We start from the raw sequence: 21,453 nt of genomic DNA, 5'->3' as shown, positions 1-21,453 counted from the left end.
GCCGTGGCACAGTGAAGACGTGCTGCTGCCCACCCTGACCCCCACCGCGCCGGACGACCCTGCCGTGATCCGCGTCGGCGACGACAAGCTGTCGCGCGAAGACCTGGTCGGGGCGGCGACCGCGGTGGCCGAACGGATCGCCGGCGCGCGCACCGTCGCAGTCCTGGCCACGCCGACCGTGGAAACCGTGCTCGCGGTGGTCGGCGCCCTGATCGCCGGAGTCCCGGTCGTCCCCGTTCCGCCCGACTCGGGTCCGCGCGAGTTCGAGCACATCCTCGCCGATTCCGGCGCCCAGGCCTGGCTCGGGCAGGCCCCGGCCGAGCCGACCCTGCCGGTCATCCCGGTCCGGCGGTACGCGAAATCGTGGCACCGACACCCCGAACCGCACGCCGACTCGACGGCGCTGATCCTCTACACGTCCGGAACGACCGGCCTCCCCAAGGGCGTGCCGATCACCCGCCAGAGCATCGCCGAGGGGCTCGATGCACTCGCCGACGCCTGGCTGTGGACAGCCGACGACACTCTGGCGCATGGCCTTCCGCTGTTCCACGTCCACGGACTGATCCTGGGGGTCCTCGGCCCGCTGCGGCGCGGTGGGCGACTGATCCACACCGTCACGCCGACGGCCGACGCATACGCCGCCGCTGCTGGTGCAGGCGCGAGCATGTTCTTCGGGGTGCCGACGGTCTGGAACCGCGTCGCCGCCGAACCTGCTGCCGCGCAGTTGCTCTCGTCGGCCCGGGTGCTCGTGTCGGGAAGCGCCCCGCTACCCGTTCCGGTCTTCGACCGCATACGCGAACTCACCGGGCACCAGATCGTCGAGCGCTACGGCATGACCGAGACGCTGATCACCGTCAGTACCCGCGTCGACGGGGAACGACGCCCCGGGTGGGTGGGAGTGCCTCTCGCCCATGTGGAAACCCGACTCCTGGACAACGGCGAGCCACTACCGCACGACGGCGAGAGCGTCGGCGATCTCCACGTCCGTGGGCCGATGTTGGCGTCGGGGTATCTCAATCGCCCGGATGCCACCGCCGAATCATGGCTTCCCGACGGATTTTTCGCGACCGGGGACGTCGCCGTCATCGGCGCGGACGGAATGCACCGGATCGTCGGCCGACGTGCGACCGACCTCATCAAGTCCGGCGGGTTCCGCATCGGAGCCGGTGAGATCGAGACCGTGCTGCTCGCCCACCCGGCGGTCCGCGAGGTGGCCGTGATCGGCGTACCCGACGACTACCTGGGACAGCGCATCGTCGCCTATGTCGTCGGCGACGAGGTCGCCGGCACCGAACTCATCGAGTTCGTCGCCGGCGAGTTGTCGAATCACAAACGGCCGCGCGAGATCCGGTTCGTCGAGTCCCTTCCGCGCAATGCGATGGGCAAGGTGCAGAAAAAGCTGCTGGACTGAGCCACTCGTCTCTGAAAACCGCCCGGTGGGCCCGACCCGGCAACGCGCTGCGGGGTGTCCGTTTTCCAGGGGTGGTTTTCAGATCGCGATGCAGTTGTCCACAGGCGCCGCCGGCCCCGATCGCTGACCGGCGACATGATCGACACTGTCTCGCATGGACTTCGACGAGCTCATCGAGCGGTTCGGCGGCGTGGTCGCCACCCACCAGCTCCTCGCCGCAGGTGAGACCACCGCGTCGATCCGAGATGCCCACCGTTCCGGCAGGCTCACGTCCATCCGGCATGGGTGGTACCGCACTCCCACCGCCGATCCGGAAGTGGTCGGCGCCGTCGCGGATGACGGCGTCGTCTCCTGTGCGAGTGCGCTGCGGCGCCATGGCCTCTGGATACCCGAACATCCCACAGCGCTCCACTCTCGTGTGACACGCCATCAGCGTCGACGGTCCCACGACCGATGCCGCCGATACGGCCGGCCCACCCCTGCCCGCGGCGCCGTCGACGATGTGGCGACAGCACTGCAGTACGCCGCCCGGTGTTTCGACGTCGAGGGTTTCGTCATTCTCTGCGACTCCGCGCTCAACAGCGGCAAGATCACACCCGAACGCCTCCGTGCCGAATTCGACGACGCGCCGATGTTCATCCGGCGCGCGATCGGCAAGACCAATCGCCTCGCGGCGTCGGGAACCGAGACCGCGGCCCGACTACGGCTCGAGAGTGCCGGACTGCGGGTCGCTGTCCAGCATCGGGTACCCGGGGTCGGTTGGATCGACCTGGTGGTCGGACAGCGCCTCGCGCTCGAGTTGGACAGCGTCGAACACCACACCGGTGTCGAGAAGTACGAAGAGGATCGTGCCCGAGATCGCAAGTTGATCGCGCACGGTTACTTTCCGTTGCGACTCACCTACGCGCAGGTGTTCAGGGACTGGGCCACCACCTACGCCGACATCGCGCAGATCATCGCGGGCGGCTATCACCGCAGCCGATCACCGGCCTGGCGGACGCCCCACTGAACTCCGCCCGTCAGAAACGGACAGTCTGCGATGTGTCGCCGAGAGCCTCCCGGCGGGCGGTTTTCAGAGGCCCCGACGTCACTGAGCCCACGACCGTTCGGCCAGCCACTCCGTGATGATCGCGACCGCCTCCTTCAGGTGCGGGATCTGTTCGCGCCCCGAGTAGTAGTGCGTCGCACCGACTATGGTGTGCAAGGTCTTGTCGGGATGACCCACCGCGTCGAACAGGCGGCGGGTGTGACTGGGCGTGCAAGCATTGTCGGCGGAGTTGCCGATGACGAGTGTCGGGATCGCGAGGTCGGCCGCGCAGCGCGGGCCGTCGCCGTAGGCGTCATCGAAACTCCACTGCGACAACCAGCTTCGCAGGGTGGTGAACCGGGCGAGGCCGACGGGACCCATGTTCACGATCCGCGGATCGCCCAGGTAGCAACCGAGCTCGCGGTCGTTGGGGTCGACGGTGAGATCCAGCCACCGCGGATCGGCCATCGTTCCGTGGACGATGAACCCGCGCTCCATCAGCGGTTCGCCGTGATCGCGGAGGTCGGCGAGTTGTTCCTTGACCCAGGCGGTGATCCGGCGGTTGCGTGCGATCTGCGCAGCGCGGTACCGGTCGAGGAACTCCGCCGAATACGGCGGTTGATTCGGATTCGACGGATCGTACAGATCCAGCTCCGGGTCGCGGTGGTGTGGATCCGACTCGTCGAGAATCGACGGATCCATCCATTCGGTCAGGGTTCCGTGTCGCGACACGTGCGCGGCGAGCAACATCATGCCGTCCGCGGCGGGCAGGTCGAGGGCGGTCAGGTCGGGCGGTTCACCGGCAGGCGTCTCGGTCACCGTCGCGTGCTGGGCCTGCTGCTGGTAGTAGAGCGACAGCGCCCCACCACCGCTCCAACCGGCGAGGATCACCTTCTCGTAGCCCAGCCGTTCGCGCGCATCCCGTACACAGGCACCGAGATCTTGCACCACCTTCTCCATGATCAACGCACTGTCGACGCCGCGATACCGGCTGTTGCAGTAGATGACGTGATGGCCGGCACGGGCGAGCGCATTGGTCATCGGCAGGTAGGCCCCGCCCCCGATCGGATGCATGAAGACGATGACGTTCTTCGACGGCACACCCTTGGGCCGGAGCAGGTAGCTCTCGAGAACCACGCTCTCGGTGACCCCGCCATAGGTGTCCTGGTATGCCGAGAGATCGTCGAAGACAACCAGATAGGGGATGCGGTCGTATTCATGCCGGGTCGGGTCGGTAGCGGCGCTCATACTCGCGACCCCTCGCCGGACTGAGCGGCGTCGGGCAGGCTCGAGGCGAGCATCGCCGGTGCGGCGATGAGTCGACGACGCGTGTCGATCGAGATCACCTGCCATTCCACCCGATCGAACTCGTCGAACTTGCGACGGGACCGTTCCCGCGCCCGCTCGGGGATGCCGTGGTGCATGCCCTGGGGTGCGTGGGAGATCAGCCCCGGCGGCATGCCGACGCCGAACATGCTGCCGCCGTGGAAGAATGCGATCTCGTCGAAGTCGGTGTTGCGGTGGTACCAGGGCAGTCGTTCGGCGCCCTTGCGCGCCTCGGCCGGGCGCGGCAGGAAGTTCATCACGTACACCCCGGTCGCCTGCATGAACAGATGGACCGTCGGCGGTAGGTGCACGGTCTCGGAGGTGATGACGTCGTAGTCCTCGATGTTGAAGGCAAACGGGAAATTGTCTCCGCGCCAGCCCTCTACGTCGAGCGGATGGAAGGGGTAGAACAGCGAGGTCTGCCCCTCACGCTGGCGGAAGCGGACCTCGTACTCGTCTCGACCGTCACCGTCGAAAGCCTCGGCTTCGGGAACGACGACGAGCGACGAATCAAAGGGAAAGAACCTGCCGAGGACGCCGGGCTCGGGGACCCGGAACTCGTCGACCGCCTCGATGATGAGCAGCAGCGACGGGCCATCGGGTATCTGGCGGTAGGTGCATCCCTTCGGGATGTACACGTAATCACCGGGGCGGTAGGACAGTCGGCCGAACTCGGTCTCGAAGTAGCCGGAGCCCTCGTGGACGAAGACGAGTTCGTCACCGTCGACGGGCCGAAACCAGAAGGGAGCGGCTTCGTTTCGACGACTCAACGAGATTCGGCAGTCCTCGTTGTGGAACATCAGGAGCGGTTCGCCGGCGGGGTCGGACTGATCGGTGGGTGTGAGGTCGGTGACGATCCGGTCGACGCCGGTGTGTGTGCCCACCGCGCGGAACTGCGTCGGGTCGTTGCGGCGGTACAGGTGCGCCGTGCGGCCGGTGAATCCATACCGACCGAGCTCATCGTCTTTCAGATCGTCGACATCTCGGTGCACCTGCCGAGGCGTACGCCCCTTGCGGTGCTGGATGAACGATTCCATGCCGAACTCCTGTCTCTGCGATTTTCTGATGCTAGATTCAGTTTCAGGGGATGACAAGGGTCACACTCGTTCGAGATCCACGTGCCGCGACCGTCGGACCACGTGGTTCGATGAGGAACCGGTGCGTGGAAGGAGCTCACGGTGCCGCCGACCAACAAGGGACGCCAGACCGAGGCCGCGTTTCTCGACGCGGCGCGTCGGACGTTCGCCGAAAAGGGCTACCTGAACACCAAGATCGCCGACATCTCCGCGGCCGCGGGACGTTCGACGGGTTCGTTCTACAACTATTACGACAGCAAAGATCGGTTACTCGAAGCCCTCCTCGACCAGTTCTCCGAGGAAGTGGTCGAGCAATCGCTCGCGACCAGACACACCGACCCGGAGGCGAGCGTCCGCGCGGCCGTGACCGCGTACTGGACGACCTACAAGAAGTACTTGCCCGAGATCATCGGGCTGTTCCAGATGTCGATGCTCGACGACGACTTCCGCGCCCGATGGCACGCCAACCGCGTGTCCGGCGTCAAACAGGTGCTGTCCGGACTGCGCGGCGCCGAACGCGCGGGCTACGCGGTCGGTCTCCCGCTCGAGCCGCTCGCGTCCGCCCTCGTCGCGACCCTCGAGTCCACCTGCTGGACCTGGCTCGCGGTCCGCGGGGACGAGGCCGGACCCGTCCCCGACGACGACACCGCCATCGACATCCTCACCGCCATCTGGTACCGGACCGTGTTCGGGGCCGGCCCAGCCGCTGGGGCGGGCAACTGACGAAGAGGCGCCTAGCGGCTTGCCCTCCCACGGCGCGGCGGCGACGATGGAACGCATGCCCATCGAGGTCCGTCCCGCGGAGAACTTCGACGACATCGCCACGATGGTCGGTCCGAAGAAGCCGACGTCGAACGTCTGCTGGTGCCTGAGCTACCGCATTCCCAGCGCCCAGAATCAGCAGCTGGTCCGCGAGCAGCGCGGCGAGTTCGTCAAGGAGTTGTGCGACACCGGGGTTCCGCTGGGTGTGCTCGCCTACGACGACGCGGGCGAGGTCGTCGGTTGGGCGGCCGTATCGCCGCGCGCGGACACGACCTTCGCACGGACCCGGAAGATCCCACACGTGGACGACCTCCCGGTGTGGTCGGTCTGGTGCATCCGCGTCCGCCCCGGCCATCGCAAACAGGGAATCTCGCACGCGCTGCTCGCCGGGGCCGTCGACTACGCGCGGTCGAACGGTGCGCCGGCGATCGAGGGATACCCCGTCGACAACAAGGGCGCCAAAGTCGATCTGACGATGGCGTACGTCGGGACCCGCGGCCTGTTCGAGAAGGCCGGCTTCGTGCGGGCCGCCGACACCTCGTCGGTCCTCGCCGGGTTCCCGCGCGTGCTCATGCGGTTGTCGCTGGCCTGATCGAGGCCACCACTCAGATCAGGTCTGCCAGTTCGGCGGTGGGAACGTGGATCCAACCCTCCCGCGCGGCGACCGGCCGGTCGGCGGCGGCGGGTCGCGTGGTCCGGCCGAGCTCTGCGGCGCGCGCGATCAGCGCGGTGATCACGGCGTCGAACGCGTCGTCGTCGCGGGCCATCCGCTCGGCGTGATCGCCGAGTTCGAGCCACGGTGCCGCCGCCTGCAGGGCGAGCACCAGGTCGGCGAGAACCGGTGCGTTGGCGGCGCGTTTGTATCCCCGTGAGGTCAGTCCCCAACGCTTGAGTGCCCCGGCGGGATACGCCTCGACCGCCCACCCGTCGACGCGGTCGTCGACACCCAGGTCCGCGAGCAGGCCGGCGCATCGGAACGCGACATGCGCGATCTGGTCGGCCGACACACTGAGCGGGCGACCCGCGCCGTCGTCGATGATCCGAAGATCGGTGCGACGCAAAGCAAGTGGACGACGACGAGCGATGTCGTCGAGCCCCCTCCCCGGCGACAACCGGTTACCGTGATGCGCGACGACGAAGTCGACGAACTCATCGGGCCAGCCGAAGGGCGAGTCGATCCCGATCCGGGTCGCCCCGTCCGTGCGGCGCCGGATCGCGGCGTCGTCCGCGCCCACGACGAGCTCGGTCAGCACCGCCCGGCCAGAAGACCAATCCACGCATGCGACAGCAGTTTTCGCCGGTGACGCGGACAGGTCGACGCCGACCGTCCGCATCACCGGGATCACTGCGCCGGGTCGACTCAGAAGTTGCCCTCGAGGAACTCGGCGTAGGCGGGCAGATCCAGCTGTCCATGACCCGACAACCCGATCACGACGACCTCTTCCTTGTCGCTGTCGGCAACGTGCGCGGCGCAGGCCGCGATCGCGTGCGTCGACTCCGGGGCCGGGACGATGCCCTGGGTCCTTGCGAACTGCACACCCGCGGTGAACGCGTCGTGCTGGGAGATGGCGACGCCCTGCACCAGTCCGAGCTCCACCGTGTGACTCAGAGCCGGGGCCATGCCGTGGTAGCGGAGACCACCGGCATGGATCGGATCGGGCACGAAATCCATTCCGAGCGTGTGCATCTTGAGCAAGGGTGTCAACCCGGCCACATCGCCGTGATCGTAGCGGTACTCCCCCTGCGTGATCGACGGACATGCGGCGGGCTCGGCGGCGACGACCCGCGGATTCGAGCGCCCGTGCAGCTTCTCCCGCAGGAACGGGAACGACAGCCCGGCGAGGTTCGAACCGCCCCCGGCGCAACCGAACACGACGTCGGCGCCGTCGGGCTCCACAGAGTTCAGCTGGTCGACGGCTTCCTGCCCGATCACACTCTGGTGCAGCACCACATGGTTGAGCACGCTGCCCAGCGCGTACCGGGTGTCGGGATTCGCGGCGGCGACCTCGACGGCCTCACTGACGGCCATGCCGAGGCTCCCGGTCGTGTTCGGATCCTTGGCGAGCATCGCACGCCCCGACTCGGTCAGCTCCGAGGGACTCGGGTGGATGGTGCCACCGTAGGTGCGGATCAGGAACCCCCGGTAGGGCTTCGAGCTGTAGGAGGCGCGGACCTGCCACACCTCGACATCGATGCCGAACTGCGCGCCCGCGAACGCCAGCGCGCTGCCCCACTGACCGGCCCCGGTTTCCGTGGTCAGTTTGGTCACGCCGTCGAGGCTGTTGTAATACGCCTGTGCGACAGCCGAATTGGTTTTGTGGCTGCCAACCGGGCTCACGCCCTCGTACTTCACGTAGATCCGCGCCTTGGTGTTCAGCGCCTCTTCGAAACGGCGCGCGCGGATCAACGGCGACGGCCGCCACATGCGGTAGATCTCGCGCACCGGCTCGGGGATCTCGATGTAGGCCTCGGTGGAGACCTCCTGCGCGATGAGTCCGCTCGGGAACAGCGCGGCGAGATCGTCGGGACCGACCGGCTCCTTGGTGCCCGGATGCAGGTGCGGTGGGATCGGGGTGTCGAGCTCCGCCGCGAGGTTGTACCAATGTGTAGGGACGCCCACCGTGATCAGATCCGGATTCTCGGCACCGGTTCGAACATGCGTTGTCATGGGTCACCACTCTAATCCTCGCGCCCACGCCGGTGACCGGTGCCGAACGATCCCCGCGCCTCACGCCCCGGGAAGCCGATACTCCTGCCGCGGCCTGCCCGTGGTGCCGTACTGCAGCGACATCGTCAGGCGCCCGGCGGCGACGAGGTTCGCCAGGTGCCGGCGCGCGGTCGGTGCCGCGATGCCGATCTCGCGGGACACGTCGTCGGCGAACAACGACGTACCGGCGTCGAACAACGCCAGGATGCGCTGTTCGGTCGACGAGCCACTCTCCGCACGGTCCGCGGCGCGGGTGCCGAAGCGCAGTGCCGACAGCGCGGAGTCGACGGCGTGCTGGTCGACGTTCGCCCCCGCCAGCACCCGCCGGTACTGGGCGTAACCGGCGAGGCGGCGCGCGAGGTCGGCGTCGTCGAAGGGTTTGATCAAGTAGGCGAGCGCACCGGCACGCATCGCGGTGCGCACCGCTGACGCGTCGGTCTCGGCGCCGACGATGAAGCAGTCGCAGTCGAGCTCGGCGACCAGGTCGATGCCCGAACCGTCGGGCAGATAGACATCGAGGAGCGCGAGATCGATGTCGGGGTGCTCGGCCACCGCCTGCCGGGCGGCACCGATGCTCCCCGCACGCGCCCGGACGGTGAACCCCCGCACCGCGTCGACGATCATCGAATGCAGTGCGGCGACCCGGAAGTCGTCGTCGACGATCAGGACGCCGAGGTCATCGGTCATGAGAGGCCTCCCGGCTTGTCGGTGTCGTTCGATCCAGCGGTGGCGCCGAACTCGTCGAGGCCTTCGAATGCCTCGGAACCGTCCGTCGGCGCGAGGACGCCCGGCAGTCGAGCGACGAACACGGCCCCGCGCGGTCCCGCGTCACCGTCGTGAGCCGCCCCGCCCGCATCGGCGACCCACACGTCACCACCGATCCGACGCGCGATCTGGCGGGCCAGGGCGAGGCCCATCCCGCGGCCGCCGGGGACGAGCGCGCCCGACTTGGTCGTGGCGCCCTCGGCGAAGACGTCGTCCGGCTCGTCGAAGGAGATGCCCGGCCCGGAGTCCCCGACGGTGACCAGGATGGTGTCGCCGTCGGCGATCACCTCGACCTCGACCTCGCCCGTAGCGGGGCCGGGCCCGACTGCATCGACCGAACCGGCAGCCTCGATGGCGTTGTCGACGAGGTTGCCGAGCACGGTGGTGACGACGACGACGGGCTCGGTGAGGAAACCCTGCAGCCAGGTCTGGTCACCCAACCGCAGGGTGACCCGGCGTTCGCGTGCCTGGGCCGCCTTGGCGTCGAGGAAGGCGTGCAGATGTGGTTCGCGCACGTTGTCGAGCCCGGCGAGCAAGGGCCCTCCCGGCCCGGTCCCGGTGACCTCGTCCAGGTAGGCGAGCGCCTCGTCGGCGTGCCCGTGCCGGAGGAGGCCCGCGAGTACGTGCATCCGGTTGGCCGTCTCGTGGCGCTGCGCACGCAGGGCGGTGCTCATCGATCGGATCGAGTCCACCTCGCGGCTGAGCGCCTCGACGTCGGTGCGGTCGATCACCGACAGCACCATGCCGAGGTCGCGTCCGTCGGCGCGCACGCGATGTGAGCTCACCAGGACGACCCGCTCGCCGACACTCGCGGCGAGTGGCTCGTCGGTCGGCGTGGCGAGGACTGCGGCCACCCGCGGAGTGAGGCCGAGTTCGGCGGCCGGGGTGCCGACAGGCGCATCGATGTCGAGCAGTCCGCGTGCTCTGTCGTTGACGACCCGGACGATGCCGTCCGCATCGACGGCGAGCACGCCGTCGGCCATCGAATGGAGCACCGCACCCTGCTCCCGGACGAGTTCGGCCAGTTCGTCAGACTCCAATCCAAGGGTGAGCCGACGCCAGCGCCGGGCCAGCAGTGCCGAACCCACTGCGCCGATGCCGAGTGCCGTGAGTGCGAGGAGCGAGGTCGCGATGATGTCGCTCCGGGTCTCGGAGCCGAGCCGTTCGGTGGAGACCCCGACGCTGATGAACCCGACGACGGTGCCGTCTGCACTCAGCACCGGGACCTTCGCGCGGACCGACTCACCGAGGGTGCCCCGGTCGGTGTTGACCTCGTCCGATCCGGACAGCACCTTCGACGGGTCGGTGGAGACCGTCTTGGCCAGCTCCGACGCCTCCGGATGAGCGAGACGAATGCCGCGATCGTTGCCGATGACGACGAACAGGGCCCCGGTTCGGGCCCGCACCGCCGCGGCCTGCCGCTGGAGGGGTCCGTCGAGCAGGTCGGCCGCATCCACCTGGGTGCCGGGATGGGCGGCCACCTCGCTGCGGACCTCGGCGTCGGCGGCGACCGACTGGGCGATCGCCAGCGCGCGCTGGGCATACTCGTCGCGCACCCGGTCGTCGGCTCCGGCGATGAGCAGACCGAACCCGACCACGAGGCTGACCGCTATCACCGCCAGCTGCAGGAGCAGCACCTGCGTCCGCAAACGCATGACGTCAGCCTAGTGCTGTGTCGTCGGGCATGGCGGGCGCGCCGACACGGCGACCCGTCGGGGACGGATCGCCGTGTGCGGGTGGAGGTGGACCCTCGTCACCGGATGCCGGGTCAGAACGGGACGGCCCCGACCAGGACTCCGACAGCCAGCATCACGAGGGAGACGACCGTGGCCCGCCACAAGACCTTCTTGTGATGGTCGGCGAGGGTGACCCCGGCCAGCGCGACCAGCAACAGGATCGCCGGGACGAGCGGGCTCTGCATGTGCACGGTCTGACCGGTGATCGACGCGCGGGCCATCTCCGTGGGGTCGATGCCGTAGCGGGTCGCGGTCTCGGACAGCACGGGCAGCACTCCGTAGTAGAAGGCGTCGTTGCTCATCAGGAAGGTGAGCGGGATCGACAGCACGCCGATCACGATGGCCATGTGGGGGCCCATCCAGTCGGGGATGCCGTCGGCGAGCCAGTGTGCGATGGCATCGACCATTCCGGTGCCGTTGAAGACGCCGGTGAGCACGGCGGCGGCGAGGACCATGGCGACGACCGACACGATGCTCGAGCTGTGCCGGGTGATGGCCTCCTGCTGCTGCTTGATGTGCGGGAAGTTGATGGCCAGGGCGATGCCGGCGAAGACCATGAACAGTACGGGGATGGCCACGATGTCGGCGCCGAGGATGGCCAGCAGGGCGACGGTGAGGCCGGCGTTCACCCAGAAGAGCTTGGGACGCAGGGTTTCCCGGTTGGGGTCGAGGACGCCCGAGAAGGATGCGTCGCGGTCGTCGTCATCCGGGTTCGCGACGGGGCGGCGGAGGTCGTGGTCGCCGGTGGGGGCGTCGTCGTGACCGGCCGAGCCGGTGTCCGCCGAACCCGAACCACGTGCCCGACGACCTCTGGGCGGCAACCCGGTTCCGCCACCGGCGGCGACCAGCACCTCTTCCTTCGGGGCGAGCAGCGAGTCCCTGATCTCCAGCTTGCCGATGCGGCGACGTTCGAGGACACCGAGGTGGTACGCGAAGAGCAGTACGACGACGAGGGCAGCCGCCAGCGCAGGGATCATCGGGACGAACACATCGTTGGTGTCGATGTTCAGCGCGCTCGCGGCGCGGGCGGTGGGACCGCCCCACGGCAGGATGTTCATCGTGCCGTTGGTGAGTCCGGCGACGACGGTGAGGACGACGGGGCTGACACCGAGCTTCAGATAGAGCGGCAGCAGTGCGGCCGTCGTGATGATGAAGGTCGTCGAACCGTCACCGTCGAGGGATACGACGCCGGCAAGCACCGCGGTGCCGACCACCAGACGTGCCGGGTCGTCGTGCACCGCGCGGACGACCGCCCGAACCACCGGGTCGAAGAGCCCGACGTCGATCATGATGCCGAAGAAGATGATCGCGAAGAACAGCATCGCCGCCGTCGGGGCGAGGTCCTTGATGCCGTCGGTGATCATGTCGCTGATGTCGAGACCGGCACCGGCGAACAGGCCGAATGCGACGGGGACGAGGATCAGCGCCACGACGGGCGTCGCCCGCTTGGTGATGATCAGCACCATGAAGGTGGCGACCATCCCGAGGCCGAGTGCTACCAACATTGTCTTGCTCGTTTCTGAAGCGGATGTGAGGACGACCACATCGGTGGTCACAACAGAAGTGTTGGCGTAGCGGCCATCACAGTCACGCTTGAGCGCATAAGAATCGTTGTGCGCTTTTCGCGCGCCCCCGATCCGTGACTGCGATGCGTGGTCACCATGCGGACATGGCGCGCTCTGTTGCCACGAAATCCTCAGTCGGGCAGCATCGGCGCGTCGTCACCGTGGTTGCGACCGATCAGCACCGCGCGGGTGACCGAATCGCGCCCGAACCGGTCGCGCAGGAGATCCATCGTCGCGTCGAGTTCCTCGGCATGATCGGTGTCGAAGGGCAGGGCCAGCTGGATGTTGTCGTGGTCGTCGAGGTTGGTCAGCGACAGCCCGACCAGGGTACAGCCGCGCTCGCGGATGATCGGCATGGCGTCGGCGAGGAGTCCGCGCGCCGAGGCCATGACGATGTCGGTGCGGTCGGTCGGCTCCAGCAGCGTCCGGGATCGGGTGGCACGGGTGAAATCGTCGAAGCGCAATCGCAGAATGACTGTCCGACAGACCCGTTCGGCCGATCGGAGGCGTTTGCCCAGACGCTCGACGATCGCGGTGACCGTCGCCTCGAGGTCGGCCTCGGATTTCGGGCGCCGGCCGAGCGCACGTTGCGACCCGATCGAGCTGCGACGCTTGCCGGTTTCCACCCGGCGCGGGTCCTGGGCGAGCGACAGGGCGAAGAGATGCCGTCCGGCCCCTGAACCGACGATGCCGCGCAACGACCGCTCCCCCAACTCGGCCAGCTGACCCACCGTCTCGACTCCGGCGTCGTGCAGCTTGGCCTCGGTCACCGGACCGACTCCCCAGAGCCTGCGGACCGGAAGCGGATGGAGGAAGTCGAGCTCGGTTCCCGGTTCGACGATCAACAGGCCGTCGGGTTTGCCCACCGCACTGGCGACCTTGGCGAGGAACTTGCTGCGTGCGCCGCCGACCGTGATGGGCAGTCCGACCTCGTCCCGGACGCGGCTTCGGATCGTCGTCGCAACGTCGCGTGGCGTACCGCTGATGCGACCCAGCCCGCCGACGTCGAGGAACGCCTCGTCGACCGAGATCCCCTCCACCACCGGTGTCGTGTCGTGGAAGATGTCGAAGACCTCACGGCTGGCCTCCATGTAGGCCTCGAATCGTGGGGCGACCACGACCGCATCGGGGCAGAGCGCACGCGCCTCGTGGCCGGGCATCGGCGACCGCACACCCCGGGCCTTGGCCTCATAGCTCGCGGCGAGGACCACACCGCCGCCGACGAGAACGGGCCGACCACGGAGCGAAGGGTTGTCCCGCTGCTCGACTGACGCATAGAAGGAGTCGAGATCGGCGTGCAGGATCGACGCGTCACGCCGCTCCCGCCGCTCGATGTGCATAGAACACATGTTCGCATGGCGGTCGGACACGCACCAGCGTGGTGACTCACAGACCCGCCACCTGGGGCTCACATCCGAGCGGGCTGCGTCGTCAGAGACGCAGAGCATCGGACGATGCCGTGAGAGGAGTAGTGAGACGTGAGGATCTTCATCGCCGGAGGCCGTGGCCGCGTGGGCGGACCGTTGGCAGAGGTGCTGCAGCAGAGGGGCGTCGACGTCGTCCTCGGTGGCCGCAACGACGGGGTCGATGCCGTCACCGGTCACGGACTGGCCGAAGCGCTCGTCGGGGTCGACACGATCGTCAACGTGCTCAACACGAACCAGTTCGACGCCGAGGCGGCCATCGACTTCTTCGAGACGACGACACACAACCTGACCGCGGCGGGCGAGAGCGCGGGAGTCGGACGCCACGTCGTGTTGTCGATCGTCGGTGTCGGTGCGGGGGACGCTTCGGCGAACGGCTACTACGCGGGCAAGGTCGCGCAAGAACGAGCCCTGCGGGAGGGACCCATCCGCTCGACGATCGTTCGGGCGACGCAGTTCCACGGTTACATCCCGGTTCTCGCCGAGCAGTTCGTCCACGACGGCAAGGTCGTGGGGTCGCCGTCGCTCATACAACCGGTGGAGCTCTCCGAGGTGGTGGCACTCCTCGCCGAGGTCGCGACGAGTCCGGAAGTCGACGACGTCGTCGAGATCGCGGGACCGGACCGCTTCCACCTCGACGACCTGCTGCGCGCCACGCTCGCGGCGAACGGTGACCCACGCGAGGTCATCACCGCGGACGACGACGGCGCACCCGATGCTCTGGTCCCGCGCGGTCCGCATCGCACGGGGACCGTTCGCTACCCCGTCCCGGGCATCCCGACGGTCGACTGACCGCGAATGACGTTCCCGAGCCCGTCGCGGACAGTCCACGACGGGCTCGGCGAACGGTCCGCGCAACCGGTGGGTGGGCCGCTCACACGGCTTCGTGCATCCAACTGGTGAGTTTGTCCGGGTTGACGACGAACCAGACGTCGGCGATCCGGTCGGCGACGACACGGAAGTTCACCACTCCATACAGCATGTCCTCGGAGAACAATCGGTATGCGAGACCGTCGGGGGTCGCCACCGGATCGAACCGCAGGTCCGGTTGTTTGACGAGGACCCCGAGGATGAAGCGCGCGACGTTCTGTGGCCCGAGCACGGGACGACGCGCGGCGTTGACGACACCACCACCATCGGTCCGCAACTCGACGTCGGGTGCGAGCACCTCCAGCAGTTCGATGAGGTTTCCGCCGCGGCTGGCCGCCAGGAACTTCTGCACAGCCGCGTCGTGGGCGGACCTCGGCACGGCCACCGACCGCTGGGCGCGAACGTGCCGTCGCGCGGTCGATGCCAACTGACGGGTCGCGGCGGACGACCGCCCCACAATGGCAGCGACCTCGTCGAAAGGCATCGCGAAGACGTCGTGCAGCACGAAGGCCACGCGCTCCGCGGGTGTCATCGCCTCGAGCACCACGAGCAGGGCCGTGCTCACCGATTCGTCGAGGGTGACCCTCTCGGCGGGGTCCGTCAGTGGGGCGGTCCCGGCGAAGAGGTCTGCCGGGACGGGTTCCGGCAGCCACTCTCCGACGTAGCGTTCACGCCGGACTCGCGCGGAGCCGAGCAGGTCGAGGGCGACCCGGCTGCCGACTCGGGTCAACCAGGCCGCCGGATTCTCGATCTGGGCCCGCTCGTCCTCGGACATCCGATACCACCGCAGGTACGTCTCCTGCACCACGTCCTCGGCGTCGGCGAGCGTGCCCGTCATCCGATACGCCATCGCCTGCAACCGTCGACGTTCGTCCTGCACATCGCCCAGATGTGCCGGTACCGCGTCGATCCCGTCGCTCATGACCGGATCATGCCACCTCGGCGGCCGGCTGCCTCTGCCACGACGCGCCGGCCAGGCCGGTGAGGTGGGGCTACTCACAACCGCGAGGCCTCACATCCACATGCCCCACGTCGTCAGAAGTGTTGAGAACGATTCGAGGAGGGTCACAATGAAGACCAGGGAACATCAGTTGTCGACGTCGGTGCTCGTCATCGGTACCGGGGGTTCGGGTCTGCGGGCGGCCATCGAACTCGCGGAGAACGGCGTCGATGTGATCGCCGTCGGCAAGCGACCGCGGATGGACGCGCACACGTCCCTGGCGGCGGGCGGTATCAATGCTGCACTGGCAACGATGGACTCGGCCGACACCTGGCAGCAACACGCGGCCGACACCATCAAGGAGAGCTACTACCTGGCCGACCCGCAGACGGTGGAGATCGTCACGCGTGGCGCCGAGCGCGGCATCCGGGACCTCGAGCGCTACGGGATGGGGTTCGCCCGCGAGGACGACGGCCGGCTCTCGCAACGGTTCTTCGGCGCACACACATACCGCCGGACCGCGTTCGCCGGCGACTACACCGGTCTGGAGATCCAGCGAGCGCTCGTCCGCCGCGCACGGCAACTCGACCTGCATATCCTGGACACGGTCTACATCACCCGAATCCTGGTCCGCGACAATGTCGTGTTCGGCGCCTACGGCTTCGACCTCGAGGACGGGACCCGGTACCTGATCCACGCCGACGCCGTGATCCTCGCAGCCGGTGGGCACACCAGGATCTGGCGGCGGACCTCGTCGCGGCGCGACGAGAACACCGGCGACGCCTTCCGGCTCGCGGTGGACGCAGGCGCGCGGATCCGTGATGCGGAACTGGTGCAGTTCCATCCGTCGGGTCTCCTCGAACCGGAGAATGCCGCGGGCACACTGGTTTCCGAAGCAGCTCGCGGCGAGGGCGGCATCCTGACCAACGCTGTGGGCGAGCGGTTCATGGCGCGGTATGACCCGGAACGAATGGAGCTCTCCACCCGAGATCGGGTCGCGTTGGCTGCCTACACCGAGATCCGTGAGGGCCGAGGGACACCGAACGGTGGTGTGTGGCTGGATGTCTCACACCTGCCCCGGGAGACGATCATGACCCGCCTGCCCCGCGTCTATCAGGCGCTGCTGGAACTACAGATGCTCGACATCACCGAATCGCCGATCGAGATAGCGCCGACCGCCCACTACTCGATGGGCGGGGTGTGGGTACGTCCGCAGGACCACGGTACCGGGGTGGACGGTCTCTACGCCCTCGGCGAGGCCGCCAGTGGTCTGCACGGAGCCAATCGGCTCGGCGGCAACTCGCTCATCGAACTCCTGGTCTACGGGCACCTCGTCGGTCGTGCGGCAGCCGCGTACTCGGCCGGGCTCGACGCGCAGCGGCGCTCGCCGGAAGCGGTTGCCGAAGCCCGGTCCGAGATCGACGCGCTACTCGCCGCCGACGGGCACGAGAACGTGCGGGCACTGCAGCGGGCGATCCGCACGACCATGACAGACCACGCCGGCGTCGTACGAGACGAGACGGGGCTGCGAAAGGGACTGACCGAACTGGACGAGATCGAGACCCGGATGAGCGACGTCGGTGTGCATCCCGACATCGCGGGCTTCGCAGACCTCGCCCACGCCTTCGACCTGAAGTCCGCGGCACTCGCCGCGCGCGCCACGATGGAGAGCGCGATCGAACGCCGTGAAACGCGCGGGTGTCACAACCGCAGCGACTACCCGGACCTCGATCCGAGCCTCCAGATGAACCTGGTCTGGTCGCCCAATGGGATCGTGCGCGAAGCCATCGCACCGGTTCCCCCAGAGATCGCCGACCTGATCGGCGAGGTGTCCACCGTCGGCAAACTGGTCGAGTAGCGCACCCACGGAGGAACCGGGAATCCCTGCCGGCTCACACCCGGCAGGGAACGACCCTCATCCGGTCAGGTCCCCCTCGATGTAGCGCTGGAGATTCGGCGCGATTGCCGCGACCGCCTCATCAGGGGTCATCGACGCCATCGGTTCGACGGCCCAGATGTACCGCATCATCGCGAAACCCGTGATCTGCGTGGCGATCATGCCACTGCGGAGGCGGAGCTCCTCGTCGTCGGCGCCCAGACCCGACACACCCATCAGGCTTCGTTCGACGATCATCCGGAGTTTGGCCCGGGTGGACTCTTCGTGCGCGGCCGTCTGCAGCACCGCCCGAAGGATCGGTCCGATCTCCTCGTCGGCCCAGCTGTCCATCATGTAGCGCAGCAGCGTCGCCCCGAGTTCGTCGCGCGGCGCCTCCCAGGTCCGGGCGACCCCCTCCAGCCACACCGCGGGCGGGTTGGTACACGCGTCGAGCAGGCCCTCCTTGGACCCGAAGTAGTGGTACACCAGCGCGTGATCGACGTCCGCGTCCCGCGCGACTCCACGGATCGTCGTCCCAGACCAACCGGTCGTCGCGAACGCGTTGCGGGCCGCCGCCAGGATCCGGCCCGAGAGCACCCCGCGCTCGTCCCGCGGCCCGGGTGTCGCCCGGCTTCTCGACTCCGCCTTAGCCATGAGTCTCACCATAGCGTGAAATTTCTCTTGCCCCTCGTCAGAGTTTCACCGTATGGTGAGACAATCTTCCGCAACGACCACCTCCGAGGTATCCCATATCAGAGACAGCGCGGGACAGCGCCGGTACACCGTTCGCCGGGGCAGCCCCGCAGCCGGCCGACGCCGCGGCACCCGACAGACCGTGGCGCCGCCCGGGCGCCGGGCGCTACGCACTCACGCGGCTGCGTGGAATCGCCCGGCCGCCGGTCGAGGTCATCGAGCCCGATGCGCAGTCCCTGGTGGTCGAGCGGGATGTCGAGGTCGGCACACGAGACGGAACAGTGCTGCGGGCCAACGTCCACCGCCCCGTCGGCGATGGGCCGTTTCCGGTCGTCCTCTGCGCCCACCCGTACGGCAAGGACAATGTCCCGACGAGGAAGCGGTTCGGCAGGGGTTACACGTTGCCGTTCCAGTACCGCGCCCTCCGGCAGACCGCGCCGGTGCGCTTCTCTGCGCTGACCAGTTGGGAGTCACCGGATCCCGCGTTCTGGACCGCGCAGGGATATGCGGTGGTGAACGCGGACCTGCGTGGCTGCGGTCATTCCGACGGCGTCGGCCGCCCCTTCGCCGACCAGGAGGGCGAGGACGTCCACGACCTCATCGAATGGGCCGGCATCCAGCCGTGGAGCACCGGCCGGGTGGCGATGATGGGGGTCTCGTATCTCGCGATCACGCAGTGGAAGGCGGCGGCGACCCGGCCCCCTCATCTGGTCGCCATCGTCCCCTGGGAGGGTTTCTCCGATGCGTACCGGGATCTGTTGCGTCCCGGTGGAATTCGTGAGACGGGCTTCGTCAAGATGTGGAGCCGGGGCGTGAAGAGCAACCGCCTGGCCTACGACATCGGCGCCGAGTCCGCCGAACATCCCACCCGCGACGACTACTGGCGTTCTCTCGTACCCGACCTGGCCGCCATCGAGGTACCGGCACTGATCTGCGGAAGCTTCTCCGACAACAATCTCCACAGCCGCGGATCGATGCGCGCCTTCGAGAACATCAGCTCCACCGAACGACACCTGTACACCCACCGCAGCGGCAAATGGGCCACTTTCTACTCCGACGAGGCGCAGCGATCCCAGATCGACTTCCTGGCACGACATCTACGCGCAGATGACACGGCGCCTGCGTTGCCGACCGTCCGGCTCGAGGTCCGTGACAGCCGGGACTCGGTGGTCGAGGTCCGCGACGAGTCCCAGTGGCCACCGGCCTCGACGCAGTGGACATCGCTGCACCTCGGCAACTCCGGACTCACACCCGATGCGCCCGAGGCCGGTTCGGTCTTCTTCGATCCGGTGAAGACCGGAGTGCGGTTCGGAATCACGTTCGATGCCGACACCGAGATCTGCGGATCGGCAACTCTACGCCTGTTCGTCTCCGTCGACGGCGCGGACGATGTCGACCTGTACGTCGGCATCGAGAAGTGGCGCGGCGCAGAGTATGTCCCGTTCGAGGGTTCGTACGGGTTCGGCCGCGACCGAGTGACCACCGGCTGGATGCGAGCCTCGATGCGGGACCTCGACCCCGGGCTGTCGACACCCACCGCGCCTGTCCCCACCTACGAGCAGAGGCGCCCACTCGCCGCCGGTGAGGTCGTGCCGGTCGACATTCCGCTCGGCCCGTCCGCCACCCTGTTCCGCCGAGGCGATCAACTGCGACTCGTTGTCGCGGGACGGTGGTTGTGGCCGCGAAATCCGCTGACCGGGAACGCACCCGCAGCGTACGAACGCGGATCGCGCGGACGGACCACGGTCCATTGGGGTGGCGATACGCCATCACGACTGCTGGTACCGGTGACGGCGGTCCGGCCCGCGCACTGACACGACATGCGGCGTGAGACGTCGACCACTTTATCGGAAATCGTTCTCAACACGGCTACGCTGACGACATGGCCCGACCCAGCATCGCCGAGACCTTCAACTCGGCCAGTTCCGACTTCGATCTGGTGACGCCACTTGTCTGGGGCCCGGCCGGCGAGACGTTGGTCGCGCGGGGGCGGACCGCCCTGGGCGACCGGGTACTCGACGTCTGTTCCGGCACCGGAGCGAGCGCACTGGCCGCGGCGCGCGTGGTCGGCCCCGACGGACACGTCACAGCAGTCGATTTCGCCGCGGACCTGGTCGACCGCGGGCGGATCAGCGCCTTTGCGGCGGGACTGCGCAACATCGATTTCCGGGTCGAGGATGTGACGACCCTCGCCGGTCGAGGTGATGACACCGGTGGGTACGACATTCTCACCTGCGGTTTCGGGGTCTTCTTCCTCCCGGACATGGACGCGGCCGTGCGCGATCTCCTGACGCTCCTGCGCCCGGGTGGGCGGATCGCGGTCGCGGTCTGGCACGACGACGCCCTCTATGACTTCACCGGGGCCTACTTCGACGAGGTTGCGCGGGTGACCAAGACGCCTCCGCCACCGGGGCCGCGCGCACCGTCGGATGGTCCGCCGCACCCGATCACGCGCATCGACACCGAGGAGAAGATCACAGCGTGGTTGGAATCAATTGGTGCCGTGGAGGCTTCAGCATCCGTTCTGGAGTTGCGCATTCCGCGCACCGACGAGTTCTCGTGGTCGATGGTCCTGGGCAGCGGGTTGAGGGGTGCGCTGACAGGTATGGACGCCGACGCCATCGCCGACGTGCGGGCCGGCTTCCTGCAGCGTTTGGTCGACGAGGGCATCACCGAAGTCGACTGCGACACGCTGATCGGGGTCGGCCGGCGCCCCGAAAACTGATCTCGACGCGCACCGTTCCTGCCGCCTGCCCCCCCCGCTGGCCGAGCAGCGTCGGCGCCAGCTCAACCAGCAGAAGGCGACACGGCGCAACCAGCGGGGGTAGGGCCGGCTCAACCGCAGATCGTGTCACTCCGTCATGGCCGCGAGGTCCATGTAGGAGACCTCCCATGCGTGACCGTCGAGGTCGCGGAAGCTCCGCCCGTACATCCACCCGTGGTCCTGCGTGTCCTGCCACGGACTGCCACCGGTTGCAAGCGCCTTGTCCACCAGAGTGTCGACGGCGTCCCGCGACTCAGCCGAGATCGCCATCAGGACTTCGCGTTCGGTCGCAGTGTCGCTGATCCCGCCGGTGATGAAGCCCTGGAACTTGTCCGGGGTCATGATCATCATGAATGACGATTCGTTGACGACCAGGCACAGCGTGGTGTCATCACAGAAGTCGTCGTTGAACGCGAACCCGAGACCGGTCCAGAACTCCCGCGTGGCCGGGATATCGGTGGCGGTGGTGTTGACGAACAGCATGCGGGACATCGGATCTCCGTTTCGTTGA

The 21,453-nt window shown here is 67.9% G+C and carries 19 protein-coding genes; 8 read left to right on the top strand and 11 right to left on the bottom strand.

The window, feature by feature from the left end; translation table 11 throughout:
* The first annotated feature begins 19 nt into the window (after positions 1–19).
* Together ABIC25_RS17825 and ABIC25_RS17820 are read left to right on the top strand one after the other, a co-directional pair.
* Positions 20–1,411 carry an acyl-CoA synthetase gene (locus ABIC25_RS17825; RefSeq protein WP_354562503.1) on the top strand — a complete coding sequence of 464 codons (1,392 nt, stop codon included), beginning with the start codon at positions 20–22 and terminating at the stop codon, positions 1,409–1,411.
* A 154-nt stretch (positions 1,412–1,565) separates the two neighbouring features.
* Entirely contained in the window at positions 1,566–2,420 is an 855-nt protein-coding gene (locus ABIC25_RS17820) for a hypothetical protein (RefSeq protein WP_354562502.1), read from the top strand.
* A 78-nt stretch (positions 2,421–2,498) separates the two neighbouring features.
* Here the strand turns inward: ABIC25_RS17820 and ABIC25_RS17815 are convergent, their stop codons facing one another.
* Both ABIC25_RS17815 and ABIC25_RS17810 read right to left on the bottom strand, forming a co-directional pair.
* The gene (locus ABIC25_RS17815) at positions 2,499–3,686 is read right to left on the bottom strand and encodes an alpha/beta fold hydrolase (RefSeq protein WP_354562500.1); all 1,188 of its coding nucleotides are present in this window, start codon (positions 3,684–3,686) and stop codon (positions 2,499–2,501) included.
* Complete coding sequence (locus ABIC25_RS17810) at positions 3,683–4,801, bottom strand: homogentisate 1,2-dioxygenase (protein ID WP_354562498.1); 1,119 nt, start codon at positions 4,799–4,801, stop codon at positions 3,683–3,685. Before ABIC25_RS17810 ends, ABIC25_RS17815 begins: the two co-directional genes overlap by 4 nt.
* 141 nt (positions 4,802–4,942) lie before the next feature.
* Here ABIC25_RS17810 and ABIC25_RS17805 point away from each other — a divergent pair, with 141 nt between their 5' ends.
* Both ABIC25_RS17805 and ABIC25_RS17800 read left to right on the top strand, forming a co-directional pair.
* On the top strand, positions 4,943–5,563 hold the full coding sequence (locus tag ABIC25_RS17805; protein WP_354562497.1) for a TetR/AcrR family transcriptional regulator: 621 nt from the start codon (positions 4,943–4,945) through the stop codon (positions 5,561–5,563).
* A 55-nt stretch (positions 5,564–5,618) separates the two neighbouring features.
* The gene (locus tag ABIC25_RS17800; RefSeq protein ID WP_354562495.1) at positions 5,619–6,194 is read left to right on the top strand and encodes a GNAT family N-acetyltransferase; all 576 of its coding nucleotides are present in this window, start codon (positions 5,619–5,621) and stop codon (positions 6,192–6,194) included.
* A 13-nt stretch (positions 6,195–6,207) separates the two neighbouring features.
* Here ABIC25_RS17800 and ABIC25_RS17795 read toward each other — a convergent pair whose 3' ends face one another.
* The 6 genes from ABIC25_RS17795 to dinB all read right to left on the bottom strand — a co-directional run bounded on the left by ABIC25_RS17795 (position 6,208) and on the right by dinB (position 13,715).
* On the bottom strand, positions 6,208–6,936 hold the full coding sequence (locus ABIC25_RS17795; RefSeq protein ID WP_180819540.1) for a DUF429 domain-containing protein: 729 nt from the start codon (positions 6,934–6,936) through the stop codon (positions 6,208–6,210).
* A 26-nt stretch (positions 6,937–6,962) separates the two neighbouring features.
* Complete coding sequence (locus tag ABIC25_RS17790; RefSeq protein ID WP_239402983.1) at positions 6,963–8,270, bottom strand: TrpB-like pyridoxal phosphate-dependent enzyme; 1,308 nt, start codon at positions 8,268–8,270, stop codon at positions 6,963–6,965.
* 60 nt (positions 8,271–8,330) lie between these two features.
* Positions 8,331–8,996: a response regulator gene (locus tag ABIC25_RS17785; RefSeq protein ID WP_239402984.1), complete on the bottom strand. Its 666-nt coding sequence runs from the start codon at positions 8,994–8,996 to the stop codon at positions 8,331–8,333.
* Positions 8,993–10,729, bottom strand: a complete 1,737-nt coding sequence (locus ABIC25_RS17780; protein WP_354562493.1) for a sensor histidine kinase — start codon at positions 10,727–10,729, stop codon at positions 8,993–8,995. Before ABIC25_RS17780 ends, ABIC25_RS17785 begins: the two co-directional genes overlap by 4 nt.
* Before the next feature lie 113 nt (positions 10,730–10,842).
* Positions 10,843–12,447 (bottom strand): CitMHS family transporter, encoded by a 1,605-nt coding sequence (locus ABIC25_RS17775; RefSeq protein ID WP_354562571.1) that lies wholly within the window; start codon positions 12,445–12,447, stop codon positions 10,843–10,845.
* 59 nt (positions 12,448–12,506) lie between these two features.
* Positions 12,507–13,715: a DNA polymerase IV gene (gene dinB, locus ABIC25_RS17770; RefSeq protein WP_354562491.1), complete on the bottom strand. Its 1,209-nt coding sequence runs from the start codon at positions 13,713–13,715 to the stop codon at positions 12,507–12,509.
* A 138-nt stretch (positions 13,716–13,853) separates the two neighbouring features.
* Here dinB and ABIC25_RS17765 point away from each other — a divergent pair, with 138 nt between their 5' ends.
* A complete protein-coding gene (locus ABIC25_RS17765) occupies positions 13,854–14,591 on the top strand; it encodes an SDR family oxidoreductase (protein ID WP_354562489.1) in 738 nt (245 codons plus the stop codon).
* 82 nt (positions 14,592–14,673) lie between these two features.
* Here the strand turns inward: ABIC25_RS17765 and sigJ are convergent, their stop codons facing one another.
* Positions 14,674–15,591 carry an RNA polymerase sigma factor SigJ gene (sigJ, locus tag ABIC25_RS17760; RefSeq protein ID WP_004021107.1) on the bottom strand — a complete coding sequence of 306 codons (918 nt, stop codon included), beginning with the start codon at positions 15,589–15,591 and terminating at the stop codon, positions 14,674–14,676.
* Between the two features lie 148 nt (positions 15,592–15,739).
* On the opposite strand from sigJ, the gene ABIC25_RS17755 reads away from it, so the two are divergent.
* On the top strand, positions 15,740–17,467 hold the full coding sequence (locus ABIC25_RS17755) for an FAD-dependent oxidoreductase (protein WP_354562488.1): 1,728 nt from the start codon (positions 15,740–15,742) through the stop codon (positions 17,465–17,467).
* Between the two features lie 57 nt (positions 17,468–17,524).
* Here ABIC25_RS17755 and ABIC25_RS17750 read toward each other — a convergent pair whose 3' ends face one another.
* Positions 17,525–18,139: a TetR/AcrR family transcriptional regulator gene (locus tag ABIC25_RS17750; RefSeq protein ID WP_354562486.1), complete on the bottom strand. Its 615-nt coding sequence runs from the start codon at positions 18,137–18,139 to the stop codon at positions 17,525–17,527.
* A gap of 95 nt (positions 18,140–18,234) precedes the next feature.
* Between ABIC25_RS17750 and ABIC25_RS17745 the strand changes: the two genes are divergently transcribed.
* Positions 18,235–19,992 carry a CocE/NonD family hydrolase gene (locus ABIC25_RS17745; protein ID WP_435529102.1) on the top strand — a complete coding sequence of 586 codons (1,758 nt, stop codon included), beginning with the start codon at positions 18,235–18,237 and terminating at the stop codon, positions 19,990–19,992.
* A 68-nt stretch (positions 19,993–20,060) separates the two neighbouring features.
* Positions 20,061–20,903, top strand: a complete 843-nt coding sequence (locus tag ABIC25_RS17740; protein ID WP_354562484.1) for a class I SAM-dependent methyltransferase — start codon at positions 20,061–20,063, stop codon at positions 20,901–20,903.
* A gap of 126 nt (positions 20,904–21,029) precedes the next feature.
* Here ABIC25_RS17740 and ABIC25_RS17735 read toward each other — a convergent pair whose 3' ends face one another.
* Positions 21,030–21,434 (bottom strand): VOC family protein, encoded by a 405-nt coding sequence (locus ABIC25_RS17735; RefSeq protein ID WP_354562483.1) that lies wholly within the window; start codon positions 21,432–21,434, stop codon positions 21,030–21,032.
* Positions 21,435–21,453 lie beyond the last annotated feature (19 nt).

The sequence above is a fragment of the Gordonia sp. PvP123 genome, assembly GCF_040547295.1.
Taxonomy (GTDB): Bacteria; Actinomycetota; Actinomycetes; order Mycobacteriales; family Mycobacteriaceae; genus Gordonia; species Gordonia terrae.
Note: the sequence above shows the minus strand (reverse complement) of the source record. Positions and strands in the feature narration are given on the sequence as shown.

Bases quoted from the DNA above. Each gene is read 5' to 3' on its own strand.
- ABIC25_RS17740 (WP_354562484.1), top strand. From the start codon at position 20,061: ATGGCCCGACCCAGCATCGCCGAGACCTTCAACTCGGCCAGTTCCGAC.
- ABIC25_RS17785 (WP_239402984.1), bottom strand. From the start codon at position 8,996: ATGACCGATGACCTCGGCGTCCTGATCGTCGACGACGACTTCCGGGTC.
- dinB (WP_354562491.1), bottom strand. From the start codon at position 13,715: ATGCACATCGAGCGGCGGGAGCGGCGTGACGCGTCGATCCTGCACGCC.
- ABIC25_RS17800 (WP_354562495.1), top strand. From the start codon at position 5,619: ATGCCCATCGAGGTCCGTCCCGCGGAGAACTTCGACGACATCGCCACG.
- sigJ (WP_004021107.1), bottom strand. From the start codon at position 15,591: ATGAGCGACGGGATCGACGCGGTACCGGCACATCTGGGCGATGTGCAG.
- ABIC25_RS17815 (WP_354562500.1), bottom strand. From the start codon at position 3,686: ATGAGCGCCGCTACCGACCCGACCCGGCATGAATACGACCGCATCCCC.
- ABIC25_RS17735 (WP_354562483.1), bottom strand. From the start codon at position 21,434: ATGTCCCGCATGCTGTTCGTCAACACCACCGCCACCGATATCCCGGCC.
- ABIC25_RS17750 (WP_354562486.1), bottom strand. From the start codon at position 18,139: ATGGCTAAGGCGGAGTCGAGAAGCCGGGCGACACCCGGGCCGCGGGAC.
- ABIC25_RS17810 (WP_354562498.1), bottom strand. From the start codon at position 4,801: ATGGAATCGTTCATCCAGCACCGCAAGGGGCGTACGCCTCGGCAGGTG.
- ABIC25_RS17790 (WP_239402983.1), bottom strand. From the start codon at position 8,270: ATGACAACGCATGTTCGAACCGGTGCCGAGAATCCGGATCTGATCACG.
- ABIC25_RS17755 (WP_354562488.1), top strand. From the start codon at position 15,740: ATGAAGACCAGGGAACATCAGTTGTCGACGTCGGTGCTCGTCATCGGT.
- ABIC25_RS17820 (WP_354562502.1), top strand. From the start codon at position 1,566: ATGGACTTCGACGAGCTCATCGAGCGGTTCGGCGGCGTGGTCGCCACC.
- ABIC25_RS17795 (WP_180819540.1), bottom strand. From the start codon at position 6,936: ATGCGGACGGTCGGCGTCGACCTGTCCGCGTCACCGGCGAAAACTGCT.
- ABIC25_RS17780 (WP_354562493.1), bottom strand. From the start codon at position 10,729: ATGCGTTTGCGGACGCAGGTGCTGCTCCTGCAGCTGGCGGTGATAGCG.